10 protein-coding genes are annotated in these 12942 nt (G+C 70.9%); 7 read left to right on the forward strand and 3 right to left on the reverse strand.

Features of this window, described 5'->3' with window-relative positions; all coding sequences use genetic code 11:
• Positions 1–37: 37 nt before the first annotated feature.
• A complete protein-coding gene (soxR, locus tag KFLA_RS05245) occupies positions 38–511 on the reverse strand; it encodes a redox-sensitive transcriptional activator SoxR (RefSeq protein WP_012918726.1) in 474 nt (157 codons plus the stop codon).
• A 375-nt stretch (positions 512–886) separates the two neighbouring features.
• Between soxR and KFLA_RS05250 the strand changes: the two genes are divergently transcribed.
• On the forward strand, positions 887–3034 hold the full coding sequence (locus KFLA_RS05250) for a DEAD/DEAH box helicase (RefSeq protein ID WP_012918727.1): 2148 nt from the start codon (positions 887–889) through the stop codon (positions 3032–3034).
• Positions 3035–3088: 54 nt separating this feature from the next.
• Here KFLA_RS05250 and KFLA_RS05255 read toward each other — a convergent pair whose 3' ends face one another.
• Positions 3089–4180: an aminotransferase class V-fold PLP-dependent enzyme gene (locus tag KFLA_RS05255; protein WP_012918728.1), complete on the reverse strand. Its 1092-nt coding sequence runs from the start codon at positions 4178–4180 to the stop codon at positions 3089–3091.
• Between the two features lie 242 nt (positions 4181–4422).
• On the opposite strand from KFLA_RS05255, the gene KFLA_RS05260 reads away from it, so the two are divergent.
• The 6 genes from KFLA_RS05260 (at position 4423) to KFLA_RS05285 (ending at position 11986) form a co-directional block, all read left to right on the forward strand.
• A complete protein-coding gene (locus tag KFLA_RS05260) occupies positions 4423–7641 on the forward strand; it encodes a penicillin acylase family protein (RefSeq protein ID WP_012918729.1) in 3219 nt (1072 codons plus the stop codon).
• Between the two features lie 27 nt (positions 7642–7668).
• Complete coding sequence (locus KFLA_RS05265) at positions 7669–8277, forward strand: YbjQ family protein (RefSeq protein ID WP_012918730.1); 609 nt, start codon at positions 7669–7671, stop codon at positions 8275–8277.
• Positions 8267–9637 (forward strand): GH1 family beta-glucosidase, encoded by a 1371-nt coding sequence (locus KFLA_RS05270; RefSeq protein WP_012918731.1) that lies wholly within the window; start codon positions 8267–8269, stop codon positions 9635–9637. Before KFLA_RS05265 ends, KFLA_RS05270 begins: the two co-directional genes overlap by 11 nt.
• Positions 9634–10857, forward strand: coding sequence for an MFS transporter (locus KFLA_RS05275; protein ID WP_012918732.1), 1224 nt, complete (start codon positions 9634–9636; stop codon positions 10855–10857). The genes KFLA_RS05270 and KFLA_RS05275 overlap by 4 nt, the downstream gene beginning before the upstream one ends.
• 10 nt (positions 10858–10867) lie before the next feature.
• Positions 10868–11392 carry a gamma carbonic anhydrase family protein gene (locus KFLA_RS05280; RefSeq protein WP_012918733.1) on the forward strand — a complete coding sequence of 175 codons (525 nt, stop codon included), beginning with the start codon at positions 10868–10870 and terminating at the stop codon, positions 11390–11392.
• A gap of 69 nt (positions 11393–11461) precedes the next feature.
• Complete coding sequence (locus KFLA_RS05285; protein ID WP_012918734.1) at positions 11462–11986, forward strand: type 1 glutamine amidotransferase domain-containing protein; 525 nt, start codon at positions 11462–11464, stop codon at positions 11984–11986.
• Positions 11987–11989: 3 nt separating this feature from the next.
• On the opposite strand, the gene KFLA_RS05290 is transcribed toward KFLA_RS05285, so the two are convergent.
• Positions 11990–12844 carry a LysR family transcriptional regulator gene (locus KFLA_RS05290; protein ID WP_041289157.1) on the reverse strand — a complete coding sequence of 285 codons (855 nt, stop codon included), beginning with the start codon at positions 12842–12844 and terminating at the stop codon, positions 11990–11992.
• Positions 12845–12942: the final 98 nt, after the last annotated feature.

Here is a 12942-nt window from a genome sequence, read left to right on the forward strand (position 1 = left end):
CGCCGGGCGAGCGCACCTTCTGTGCAGGTGTGTGTCGTCACTTGCCGGGGATGCCGACGTTGAGGATCTGGGCGCCGGGGCCGCGTTCGGCCAGGCGGTCGGACTTGTTGTAGAGGTTGCAGCGCTGGAGGCTCAGGCAGCCGCAGCCGATGCAGCCGTCCAGGTCGTCGCGGAGCCGCTCGAGCTCGGCGATCCGCTGGTCGAGCCGGCTGCGCCAGGTCTTGGAGAGCCGGCTCCAGTCCGCGCGCGTCGGAGTGCGGTCGTCGGGCAGCGAGTCCAGGGCCTGCTTGATCTCCGAGAGCGCCAACCCGACCCGCTGGGCCGCCTGGACGAACGCGATGCGGCGCAGCGTGCTGCGCTGGTACTGCCGCTGGTTGCCCGCGGTCCGTCGCGAGCTGATCAGGCCCTGCTCCTCGTAGAACCGCAGGGCCGACGCGGCGACGCCCGAACGGGCCGCGATCTCGCCGATCGACAGCCAGTGGTCCTTGCTGACAACGTGTTCCTGCGCCATACCCTCACCCTAGGAGGGCACGCAAGACCTGAAGCTCCCTTGAGACCCGGGCGCCTCGCAGGGCGCCGCCGGGCGGCCCCGCCGGTGGCTGTGACGGACAGATCAGAGCTCGTGGTCAGGCCCGCCGGTGCGGCGGGGTATACTTTCTGACGTCGGTGCGCGAATCGCGTCACCAGAGCATTTCCCAGGCGCTCCGACCCGTCGGTTTCAGCAACCCGCTGATGATCCCCGGCGACATGGGTGCAATGCGATGAGCACCCGCAGGTCGATGCCCAGTCTCCTGCCCCGCAGCACAGATCCGGCCATGTTTCGTGGCCGGCGCTTGTGTGTGGGCTCCGATCCGGCATCGGGCCGCGACGTTGAGAGAGAGATTGCGTGTCCCAGCACCACCAGGACCAGTTCGTTCCGAGCGACGGCGCCGACGCCGGCGATCGGGTGAAGAAGCCCCGCCACAAGAAGTTCCAGACCCAGTCGTACGGCGAGCGGATGGCGGCCGAGGCCGTGCCGAGCACCGGCGGCGAGAACCGTGGCGAGGTCCGCAACGACGTCGCCCGCGGCGAGCGCCGGGGCGGCCCCAGCCAGTACTCCGACCGCGGGTCGCGCGACAGCCGTGACGCCGGCGGCTACCGCCGCGACGGCAACCGCGACAACCGTGCCGAGGGCAACCGTGGCACCAGCGGCAACTACCGCGGTGACAGCAGCAACTACCGCGGCGGCAACAGCACGTACCGCGCCGCCGACTCCGGTGGCTTCCGCCGCGACAACGACCGGCGCGACGACCGTCGTCCGGAGCGTTCGACCGACCGCCCGGTGAAGGGCTACCGCGCCGCCGAGCGTCCGGCCGCTCAGTCGCGTCCGGAGCGCACCGAGCGCCCGCAGTACGAGCGCAGCGACCGGCCGCAGTACCAGCGCACCGAGCGCCCGCAGAACGAGCGCAGCGACCGGCCGCAGTACCAGCGTTCCGACGCGCCGCGCCGCGAGTTCGACCGGTCCGACCGGCCGCAGTCCGGCCAGCGGTCCGGCGGCTACCAGCGCAGCGAGCGCCAGCAGTACGACCGCCCGCAGTACGACCGCGGCGAGCGCACCCGGTACGAGCGTCCGGAGCGGGTCGAGCTGACCGAGCGCCCCGAGCGTCCGGTCGAAGAGTTCGTCGACCTCGGCCCGGTGGCCGAGGGCAACCCGTTCTCCGCCCTCGGCCTGGCGCCGCGGCTGGTGCAGCGGCTGGCCCGGGACGGCATCACCGCGCCGTTCCCGATCCAGACCGCGACCATCCCCGACGCGCTGGCCGGCAAGGACGTGCTCGGCCGTGGCCAGACCGGCTCCGGCAAGACCCTCGGCTTCGGCCTGCCGACGCTGATGCGGCTGGCCGGCGGGCACACCGAGTCCCGCCGTCCGCGCGGCATGATCCTGGTGCCGACCCGCGAGCTGGCGATGCAGGTGCACGACGCGCTCGAGCCGCTGGCGCACGTGATGGGCGTCTCGGTCAAGCTGATCGCGGGCGGTCTGCCCTACCCGAAGCAGATCGACGCGCTCCGGCGCGGGGTCGACCTGCTGATCGCCACCCCGGGCCGGCTGATCGACCTGTGCGAGCAGGGCGCTGCCGACCTCGGCGCGGTGGAGGTGGCCGTGCTCGACGAGGCCGACCACATGTGCGACATGGGCTTCATGCCGGCGGTCACCACGCTGCTCGACATGACCCCGAAGGAAGGTCAGCGGCTGCTGTTCTCGGCGACGCTGGACAACGACGTCGACACGATCGTGAAGACCTACCTGAAGGACCCGGTCACGCACTCGACCGAGTCCGGCCAGGCGAGCGTCACCACGATGGAGCACCACCTGCTGGTGATCGAGCCGGGGCACAAGCAGTCGCTGACGGCCGAGCTGGCCAGCCGCGACGGCCGCACGATCATCTTCGTCCGCACCAAGCTGGGCGCCGACCGCGTCGCCACCCAGCTCCGTGACCGGGGCGTGATGGCGGCGGCGCTGCACGGCGGCCTGACCCAGGGCGCCCGCAACCGCACGCTCGACCAGTTCAAGGACGGTTCCGTCCCGGTGCTGGTGGCAACCGACGTCGCGGCCCGCGGTATCCACGTCGACGACGTCGGCCTGGTCGTCCAGGCCGACCCGCCGGCCGAGCACAAGGACTACCTGCACCGCGCCGGCCGGACGGCGCGCGCCGGTGGCAAGGGCGCGGTCGTCACGCTGCTCCTGCCGCACCAGCGTCGGGGCATGATCCGGATGGCCGAGTCGGCCGGTGTCGACACCGAGCCGGTCCGGGCTCGTCCGGGCGACGAGCTGGTCACCGAGCTGACCGGCGGCACCAAGCCGTCCGGTTACCCGGTCAAGCTGCCCGAGCCGAAGCCGAAGCGCTTCGGTGGCAAGGGTGGCGGCGGCAAGCGGTTCGGCAGTGGCCGGCCCGGTGGCCGCAGCTTCGAGGGTCGCGGTGGCGACGCCCGTCGCCGCCCGGACCGGGGCAGCGGTCCCCGTCGCTCCGAGGGCGGCAAGTCCTACCAGCCGCGCTGAGTGAACTGATCAGGGCCCGGTTTCTCCTGCACCAGCAGCGGAAACCGGGCTCTTTCACTTGTCCAGCAGGACGCGCAACCGGTCGAGAATGGTCGCGATCTCGCCCGCGTCGAGCGGGATCAGCTCCAGCACCAGCTGACCCTCGTCCACCCGGTCGGTCATCACGTAGATCGGCGGGGTGCCCGCTTCCAGCTCGCGCGCCAGCCCGGCGGCGTCCTCGACGGTCAGCAGAGCGCGGGACAACGGCAACGAGGTCGGGTCCGGAATCACCTCGGCGGTGATCCCGGGAATCTCGCCGGCGGCCTGCACGAACGACGTCACCTTCGTCGCCTGGTCCGCCTCCCACTTGGCCCGGTCCATCGCCTGCCACTCCTCGAGCGCGGCCAGCACGCCGACGACGGCCTCCTTGGTCGCCTTCATCCCGCGGCCGATGCCGCGGTCCTGGGCCCGAACCGCCTGCACCATCCGACGGGATCCCGCGACGAGTCCCGCCGTCGGCGAGGCGAGGTACTTCTGGCCGCTGATCAGCACCAGGTCGGCACCGGTCGCCAGCAGGTCCGCCGTCCGCGGGAACTGGCCGGCGCCGTCGATGATCGCCGGTACGCCGCGGCGGTGCGCCAGCCGGACCGCGGCCGTCAGGTCGAGGGGCTCCCCGTGCGTCAACCGGGAGGACGTGAGCAGCAGGCAGCTGACCTCCTGCTCGTCCAGCGCCTCGTCCAGATCGTCGAGCCCACAACGGTTCTCGTCACCGGCCAGGCTGACGTGAGCGCCGGCCAGCCGGATCGCCTGCAGGTTCGACTGGCCGTAGTCGACCACGTGAACGGCGGGGATGACGACCCGGTTGTGCATGTCCCGGGTGTCCGGCAGCGCGGCGATCCGGCGCGGGTCGGTGCCGGCCATCGCGGCGGCCACGGCCAGGGTGATGGCCGATGACGTGCAGTGCACCACAGTGCCGGCCTGGGCGCCGGTGGCGGACGCGATCGCGTCGCTGACCCGGTCCCGGAGCTCTTCCATCACGAAGAACTCCGGCAGTGCCTCGGCGACGGCGCCGGCCACTCCGGCCGAGCTCCGCGACACCCCCAGCGGCGTGAACGTCCCGCGCGCGTTGACCACCACACTCAGCCGGTGCCGCTCATGGATGCTCATGATTTGATCACATTAGTGGTCACGCACCGTCATTGGCGAGACCTGATCGAGACTTTGTCGTCGCTCCTGGTGAGAACCGGTCGAGACCGGAAAATCCGAAATTCCGTCTCTTCGGAACTGTTGCCCAAGGCAACTGACCGATCGTGTCGTCGAGCCCTTGACCTCTTGCTACTGGTGAGTCATCCTCATTTTTCAGCATCCCCTGCCGTCATCGCTCGCCCCCGAGTCTTGAGGGAGGACCTGTGCCGTCCCGCCCAGCACACCGCCAGCTGTCCCGCTCCGCCCTACGGACGACCACCGCGGTGCTTGCCGCTGGGGCCGTCGTGCTCGCAGGTCTGTCCACACCGGCCCGGGCCGAGCGCCGAACCGTCGTCCAGCCCGCCGCCACGGCACCGGCCGACTACTGCCTCGAGCAGTGCTCCGACATCGTCCCGCCCGGCCAGAACGGCAACGCCACCTTCGCGGATCTCCTGCTGTTCAAGGGGTTCGGCACCCGGCCGGCGCACTTCAGCGACACGCTGAAGCCGTACGAGCGACTGGTGTGGAACTCCCAGGGCATCACCGATGACGGCCTGGCGCCGTACTTCGACGATGCCTCGTTCGGGGTCCGGGCCGGCGACGTGGCGAGCACCGTGAAACCGCGGCCCGACGTCACGATCGTGCGGGACCGGTCCCGCGGTATCCCGCACATCACCGGTACCACCCGCGAGGGCACGATGTTCGGCGCCGGGTACGCCGGGGCGCAGGACCGGCTGTTCGTGATGGACGTGTTCCGGCACCTCGGCCGCGGTCAGCTCACCCCGTTCGCGGGCGGTGCTCCGGGCAACCGTGAGTTCGAGCAGGAGTTCTGGCGGACCGCGCCGTACACCGAGGCCGAGCTGCAGAAGCAGTACGACGACGCGGACGAGCGCTACGGCGCCGACGGCCGCAAGCTGCAGCAGGACATCCAGGCCTGGGTGGACGGGGTGAACCACTACATCGCGAGCGTCGGCATCGCCTACCCGGGCGAGTACGTCGCGCTCGGGCTGCCGACACCACGGCCGTGGAAGGTGACCGACGTGGTCGCCACCGCGGCGGTGGTGGCCGGCATCTTCGGCACCGGTGGCGGCGGCGAGATGGCCTCGGCCCTCGCGCTGCTGGAGGCACAGGCGAAGTACGGCGTGACCGAGGGCACGAAGGTGTGGCAGTCGTTCCGCTCGCAGAACGACCCCGAGGCGAACACGACGGTGCACAACGGAGCCACCTTCCCGTACGGCACCACCGAGGAGAATCCGGCCGGACGAGCCTTGCCCGATCGTGGCTCGGTGACGCCGGAGCCGCTGGTGGTCGACCAGACGGGCTCGGCCAGCCGGCGGAAGGCCGCGTTGCCGAAGAGCAGTGACGCGGTCAAGCCACCGAACAAGGCGCAGGGCAAGAAAGCGCTGAAGGGCATCTTCGACGGCGGTGTCCTGCCCGAGGGTTTCGGGCCCAAGGGCATGTCCAACGCGCTGCTGATCTCTGGAGCGCACACCGAGAGCGGCAACCCGGTCGCCGTCTACGGCCCGCAGACCGGGTACTTCGCGCCGCAGTTGCTGCTGCGCCAGGAGCTGCAGGGACCCGGCGTCAGCTCGCGCGGCGTCGCCTTCGCGGGCCTCAACTTCTACACGCTGATCGGCCGCGGCGCCGACTACTCGTGGAGCGCGACGTCCGCCGGTCAGGACATCACCGACACGTACGCCGTACCGCTGTGCGAGCCTGGCGGTGGAACCCCGACGAAGGCCTCGACGCACTACCTGTTCCGCGACCAGTGCACGCCGATCGAGAAGCTGGAGCGGCGCAATGCGTGGTACCCGAGCCTCGGCTCGTCGGAGCCGGCCGGCGCGTACACGCTGGTCGCCCAGCGGACGAAGTACGGCATCGTCACCCATCGTGGCACGGTAGGCGGCCGGCCGGTGCTGTTCACGAAGAACCGGTCGACCTACGGCAACGAGGCCGGCTCGGCGCTCGGGTTCATGCTGTTCAACGACCCGGACCGGATCCGGTCGGCGCAGGACTTCCGCGCTGCGGCGCACACCATCGGCTACACCTTCAACTGGTTCTACACCGACAAGGACGACATCGCGTACTACAACTCCGGCGACAACCCGGTCCGTCCGCCGGGAGCCGACCCGAACCTGCCGACCTGGAGCAGCTACGAGTGGCAGGGCTGGAACCCGGACACCAACCGGGCGACCTACACGCCGGCGAGCGAGCATCCGCAGGTCGTCAACCAGGACTACCTGACCAGCTGGAACAACAAGCAGGCACCGGGCTTCTCCGCGGCCGACGGCAACTTCGGCTACAACTCGGTCTACCGCAGCCAGCCGCTCGACGACCGGATCGAGGCCGTGCTGGACAGTGGCCAGAAGTTCACCCGCGGCAAGCTGGTCGAGGCGATGGAGGACGCCGCGACGGTCGACCTGCGCGCCGACAAGGTCCTGCCGTACCTGCTGCGGGTCCTGAACAGCGCGCCGGTCACCGACCCGGCTGTCGCGGACGCGATCGCCGAGCTCACCGCCTGGCAGTCCGCCGGCAGTCACCGCAGGACCGCGAACGAGGCCTCGAAGACCTACCAGCACGCGGAGGCGATCCGCATCCTCGACGCCTGGTGGCCGTTGCTCGTTCCGGCCCAGTTCCGGACCAAGCTCGGCCCTGAGCTGTACGACGCTCTGGTGCGCGCCCAGAAGATCGACGAGCGGCCGGGCGCGCAGGGATCGGCGTTCCAGAACGGCTGGTGGGGCTTCGTGCAGCGGGACCTGCGCATGGTGCTCGGCGACCCGGTCGCGACGCCCCAGCCGGTCACGTACTGCGGAGGTGGCTCGCTGAGCGAGTGCCGGACCGTGCTGGCCGACTCGCTGGCCGCCGCCGTCCAGGTGCCCGCGGCAACGACGTACCCGGCGACCGCGGACTGCGCGGCCGGCGACCAGTACTGCGCCGACCAGATCGTGCACCAGCCGATGGGCGGTATCACCCAGGACCGGATCGCCTGGGTCAACCGGCCGACGTACCAGCAGGTGGTCGAGTTCCCGGCCCGCCGTGGGGACGACGTGAGCAACCAGGCGCTCGGCCGGACCGCGACCGCGAGCAGCCACGAGACCGGCTGGTTCAGCTCGCCGCCGGGCAACGCGGTGGACGGCAACCTGACGACCCGGTGGGCGAGCAACTGGTCGGATCCGCAGTGGCTGAAGGTGGATTTCGGCAGCGAGCAGGCGATCCGCCGAGTGGTACTGCGCTGGGAGGCGGCGTACGCGACGGCGTACCGGGTGGAAGTGTCCCGGGACAACGTGAACTGGCAGCAGGTGTTTGCCACCAGCAACGGGAACGGCGGGACGGACGTGGTCCGCTTCGCACCGGCCCAGGCACGGTACGTGCGGGTCACCGGAACGCAGCGGGCGACCCGCTACGGCTACTCGCTGCACGAGCTCCAGGTCTACCGGCAATGACCCGATCCTGCCTGCGAGGATGTGGGCATGAACCAGAACTTCCCCCCGCATCCGAACCAGCCTCCCTACCGGCCGCAGCCGGGGTATCAGCAGGGGCCTCCGCCGGGGTACGTGCCGCCGCAGCAGCCGGGCTACCAGCAGGGACCGCCGCCCGGGTACCAGCAGGGGCCGCCGGCCGGCTACGGCCAGGCGCCCGGTGGGTATCAGTCGGTGCAGCAGTCGAACGTGCCGCACGTGGCGCCGGCTGGTTCGCCGTACCCGGTCCTGGTGTCGACGATGAACGACCTTCCCGGCTACACCGCGCAGAAGGTGTTCGGGGAGGTGTTCGGGCTGACCGTGCGCAGCCGGGACTTCGGCTCGAACTTCACCGCCAGCTTCCGGTCGCTGGGTGGCGGCGAGGTGCCGGAGTACACCCAGATGCTGGCCGAGTCGCGGCACGTCGCGGTGCTGCGGATGTGTCAGATGGCCCAGCAGATGGGCGCGAACGCGATCCTCGCGATGCGCTTCGACTGCAACGAGATCGCGCAGACGATGAGCGAGGTGGCGGCCTACGGCACCGCGGTGATCGTGCGTCCGGTGGAACCGCCCCGGCCGCAGGACCCCAAGCCCGCCGAGGACGATGCGGATGACAGCTGACCTGCCGTCCTTCGGTCCCGGCTTCCGGTGGGGGGTCTCGACCTCGGCGTACCAGATCGAGGGGGCCGCGACCGAGGGTGGTCGCGGCCCGTCGGTCTGGGACACCTTCGCCGGCGCACCGGGCCGGGTGCTCGACGGCAGCACCGGATCGGTTGCCTGCGACCACTACCACCGGTACGCCGAGGACGTGCGGCTGCTGCGGGACCTCGGCGTCGACACGTACCGGTTCTCGTTCTCCTGGCCCCGGATCCAGCCGGCCGGCAGCGGAGCGGTGAACCCCGAAGGCCTCGGCTTCTACGACCGGCTGATCGACGAGCTGCTCGCGGCCGGGATCCAGCCGGCGCCGACGCTGTTCCACTGGGACACGCCCCAACCGCTGGAGGATGCCGGCGGTTGGCTGGAGCGCGACATCACCGAGCGCTTCGCCGACTACGCCGCTTTGCTGGCCGAGCGGTTCGCGGACCGGGTCGGCCTGTGGATGACGATCAACGAGCCGATGGTGCTCACGCTGATGGGCTACGCGGTCGGGGCGCACGCGCCGGGCCGCGACCTCGGCTTCGGGGCCCTACCCGTCGCGCACCACCAACTGCTCGCCCATGGCCGCGCCGTTCAGGCACTGCGCGCCGGTGGTGCCCGCGAGATCGGGATCGCCAGCAACCACTCACCCACCTGGGCCGCCAGCGAGAGTGCCGAGGACCAGGAAGCGGCCGCGCTCTACGACACCCTGATCAACTGGCTGTTCGCCGACCCGGTGCTGCTCGGCCGCTACCCGACCGACGACCTGGCGGCGGCAATGCCCGGGCCGGTCGCCGAGGACCTGGTGGTGATCTCGACCCCGCTCGACTTCTTCGGACTCAACCACTACGCGCCGACGCTGGTCGGGGCGCCAACCGGCAACGCCGACACCGGCGCCACCGACGGGATCGCGCTGCCGCCGGGCCTGCCGTTCGAGCCGCGGGCGCTGACCGGCTACGCGATGACCGACTTCGGCTGGCCGGTGGTGCCGGCGGCGTTCGGCGAGATCCTGCAGACGCTGCGGACGCGGTACGGCGACCGGTTGCCACCGCTCTACGTCACCGAGAACGGGTGCGCGATCAACGACGGCGTCGTCGACGGGGTGGTCGACGACCGGCGGCGGATCGACTACCTCGACGGGTACCTGCGGGCGCTGAAGGCCGCGATCGACGACGGGATCGACGTGCGCGGGTACTTCCAGTGGTCGCTGCTGGACAACTTCGAGTGGGCCGCCGGGTACACGCAGCGGTTCGGCCTGGTGCACGTCGACTTCGAGACCCGGACGCGGACGCCGAAGGCGTCGTACGGCTGGTACCGCGAGCTGATCGCCCAGAGCCGGCGATGACCACCGCGCTCGCCGAGCCGGCGGTCCCGGTCCGGGGGCGGTGGACGGCGGCGGTGGTGCTGGCGAACGTCGGGGTGTTCGCCGCCTGGCTGGGGCCGCTCCAGGTCCTGCTCGCCCAGCAGTCCGAAGCGATTGCCCCTGGCAACAAGGAGTTCGTCTTCGGACTGGTCACCGGGATCGGTGCCGCGGTCTCGGTCGTCGCCAACCCGATTTTCGGCGCCGTCTCGGACCGGACCACCGCACGCCGCGGACGCCGTGCGCCGTGGGTGTTCGCGGGCGCGGTCGGCGGCGCGGTCGGGTTGCTCGTGCTCAGCGGTTCGGACGCCGTGCTGTGGATGCTGGTCGGTTGGTGCGTGGTGCAACTGTTCGGCAACGCGCTGCTGGCCGCGATCACCGCCGTCGTACCGGATCTGGTGCCGACGACGCAGCGCGGTGTGGTCGGCGGTTGGGTCGCGCTGGCGCAGACCCTCGGCGCGCTGGTCGGCGTAGGGCTCGCGACGGTCGTCGGCGGAGTCGGTGGCGGATACATCGCGTGTGCGGCGTTCCTGCTGATCTCGGTGGTGCCGTACCTGCTGCGCAGCGGTGATCAGGCGCTGACGGAACGGACTCCGCTGGTCTGGCCCGAGTTCTGGAAGGGCTTCTGGATCAGCCCGCGGCGGTACCCCGACTTCGGTTGGGCCTGGCTGACCCGGTTCCTGCTGAACCTGGGCAACGGGCTCGGCACGCTCTACCTCTTCTACTACTTGCAGGACGCGGTCGGCCACTCCGATCCCGACGTCGGCGTCCTGGTGCTGACCGCCATCTACAGCCTCTGCGTGGTGTTGACGGCGGTGACCTCCGGCGCGTGGTCGGACCGGGTCGGCCGGCGGAAGGTGTTCGTCACCGGCTCCGGCGTCGTGATGGCGGTCGCCGCCGGAGTACTGGCGGTGTGGCCGACCTGGCCGGGCGCGATCGTCGGCGCGGTGATCCTCGGGACCGGCTTCGGCGTCTACCTGTCGGTCGACTTCGCCCTGCTCACCGAGGTCCTGCCGAGCGCGCGCGACCGGGCCAAGGACCTCGGCGTGATCAACATCGCGAACTCGCTGCCCCAGGTGCTCGCCCCGGCCGTGGCCGCGCCGGTGGTCAAGTACGCCGGCGGCTACCCGGTGCTCTACGGACTCGCCGCGGCCGTCACCCTGCTGGGCGCCGTACTGGTCCGGCAGATCAGATCCGTCTCCTAGAGTGGCCGCCATGCCGCTCTATTCGTTCGAGGGCAAGAGCCCCGTCGTGCACCCGGAAGCCTGGATCGCCCCGACCGCGACGCTGGTCGGCGACGTCGTGGTGGAGAAGGACGTGTCGATCTGGTACGGCGTGGTGGTCCGCGCCGACCTCGGCCGGATCGTCATCCGGGAGGGCGCGAACATCCAGGACAACTCGGTGCTGCACGTCGGCGGCGGCAACGTCTGCGAGGTCGGCCCCAACGTCACCGTCGGGCACCAGTGCCTGGTGCACGACTGCACGATCGGCGAGTCCGCCCTGATCGGCAACGGCGCGATCGTGCTCGACGGCGCCGTGATCGGCGCCCGCACGCTGGTCGCCGCCGGGGCCACCGTCACGCCGGGCAGCCAGATCCCAGGGGAGTCGGTCGCGCTCGGCAGCCCGGCGAAGAAGATCGTGCCGCTGGAGGGCACGGCGAAGCTGTTCGTCGACCACAACGCCGCCGTCTACCACGACCTGGCCCGCCGGCACGCCGCCTCGGTCGAGCTGGTCGAGTAGAGCGAGCCCGCCGGGGTACCGAGGTACGGGACGGTCGTCCGGGCCGTCCCGGATACCGAGGAGATGGTGATGAGCAAGAAGATCGCGTTCCTGGTCGCCGCGGAAGGCATCGAGCGGGTCGAGCTGAGTGAGCCGTGGAAGGCGGTGCAGGAGGCCGGTCACCAGCCGGTGCTGCTCAGTCCGGAGACCGGCGAGGTGCAGACCTTCAACCACCTGACGCCGGCCGAGACCCAGCCGGTCGACCAGGCGGTCGGCGACGCCTCGGTGGACGACTTCGACGCTCTCGTCCTGCCTGGCGGCGTCGCCAACCCGGACGCGCTGCGGATGGACCGGTCCGCGGTGGCGTTCGCCAAGCAGTTCGTCGAGTCCGGCAAGCCGGTCGCGGCGATCTGTCACGCACCGTGGACCCTGGTCGAGGCCGACGTGGTCCGCGGCCGCCGGATGACGTCCTGGCCGAGTCTGCAAACCGACCTGCGCAATGCGGGCGCCGAGTGGGTGGACGAGGAGGTCGTCACCGACGGCAACCTGATCACCAGCCGCAAGCCCGACGACCTGGCGGCGTTCAACAAGACGCTGCTCGACGCGCTGCAGTAGCGCTCACTGCGTGCGGTACGCCTCGCTGATCAGCGCGACAGCGTGCTGCGTCGACGGGTGCGGGTCCTGACGCGGCCAGATGACCCGGACGGGCACGGGTGGCGCGTCCTGCAACGGCAGGAACACCACCCCGGCCCGCCCGTACTGCGTGGCGGTGCTCTCCGGGGTGATCCCGACGTACCCGCCGGCCGCGATCAGCGCCAGCCAGTCGTCGACGTCCGCGGTGTTCTCGATCCGCGGCGGAGTGCCGGTCGGCCAGAGCTCCGGGGTCGTCGTACCGGTCCGCCGATCGACCAGCACGACCCGGTCCCGGACGTCGTCCAGTCGCACCGACCGTCGCCGCGCCAACGGATCGTCGGCGGCGAGCACGACCTTCCGCCGCTCGACGCCGACCACACTGCTCGCGTAGTACTTCTCGTCCACCGCCGTCCGCACCACGGCGAGATCGCACGCCCCTTCGGCCAGTCCACCCGTCGGCGTGTTCGTCCGCACCAGCAGCAGCTCCACGTCTGGATGCGCCTTCGCCCAGCGCCGCTGGAAGCCCGTCGTGTGCCGCCCGAGCGCCGACCACGCATGCCCCACCCGCAACCGCGCGTGCCCCGACGTCGCCTCCCGCACCAGTTCCTCGACCTCGTGCACCACCCGCCGAGCCCGCTCCAGCACCTGCGCCCCCGCCGGCGTCAAACTCACACTCCGACTGGTCCGGTACAACAACCGAACCCCCAGCGCCCGCTCCAGCCCTGCCACCCCCCGCGAAACCGCCGCCTGCGACACCCCCAAATCGATCGCCGCATCGGTGAACGACCCGGCCTCCACCACCCCCACCAAACACCGCAACTGCCGCAGGTCCACATCCATACAGCCAGCGTATAGGTGCTCCGTAGTTTGCATTTTGTGCATGCGCCCACCAGGCGCATCCTCGCCCTATGCCCGCCAGCCCGCTCCCACCCACCCCC

Origin of the sequence: Kribbella flavida DSM 17836 (genome assembly GCF_000024345.1) — a bacterium.
Classification (GTDB): Bacteria; Actinomycetota; Actinomycetes; order Propionibacteriales; family Kribbellaceae; genus Kribbella; species Kribbella flavida.

What these genes read in the sequence shown, in the direction of transcription:
- KFLA_RS05290 (WP_041289157.1), bottom strand. Translation starts at nt 12,844, where the DNA reads ATGGATGTGGACCTGCGGCAGTTGCGGTGTTTGGTGGGGGTGGTGGAG.
- soxR (WP_012918726.1), bottom strand. Translation starts at nt 511, where the DNA reads ATGGCGCAGGAACACGTTGTCAGCAAGGACCACTGGCTGTCGATCGGC.
- KFLA_RS05255 (WP_012918728.1), bottom strand. Translation starts at nt 4,180, where the DNA reads ATGAGCATCCATGAGCGGCACCGGCTGAGTGTGGTGGTCAACGCGCGC.
- KFLA_RS05275 (WP_012918732.1), top strand. Translation starts at nt 9,634, where the DNA reads ATGACCACCGCGCTCGCCGAGCCGGCGGTCCCGGTCCGGGGGCGGTGG.
- KFLA_RS05285 (WP_012918734.1), top strand. Translation starts at nt 11,462, where the DNA reads ATGAGCAAGAAGATCGCGTTCCTGGTCGCCGCGGAAGGCATCGAGCGG.
- KFLA_RS05270 (WP_012918731.1), top strand. Translation starts at nt 8,267, where the DNA reads ATGACAGCTGACCTGCCGTCCTTCGGTCCCGGCTTCCGGTGGGGGGTC.
- KFLA_RS05280 (WP_012918733.1), top strand. Translation starts at nt 10,868, where the DNA reads ATGCCGCTCTATTCGTTCGAGGGCAAGAGCCCCGTCGTGCACCCGGAA.
- KFLA_RS05265 (WP_012918730.1), top strand. Translation starts at nt 7,669, where the DNA reads ATGAACCAGAACTTCCCCCCGCATCCGAACCAGCCTCCCTACCGGCCG.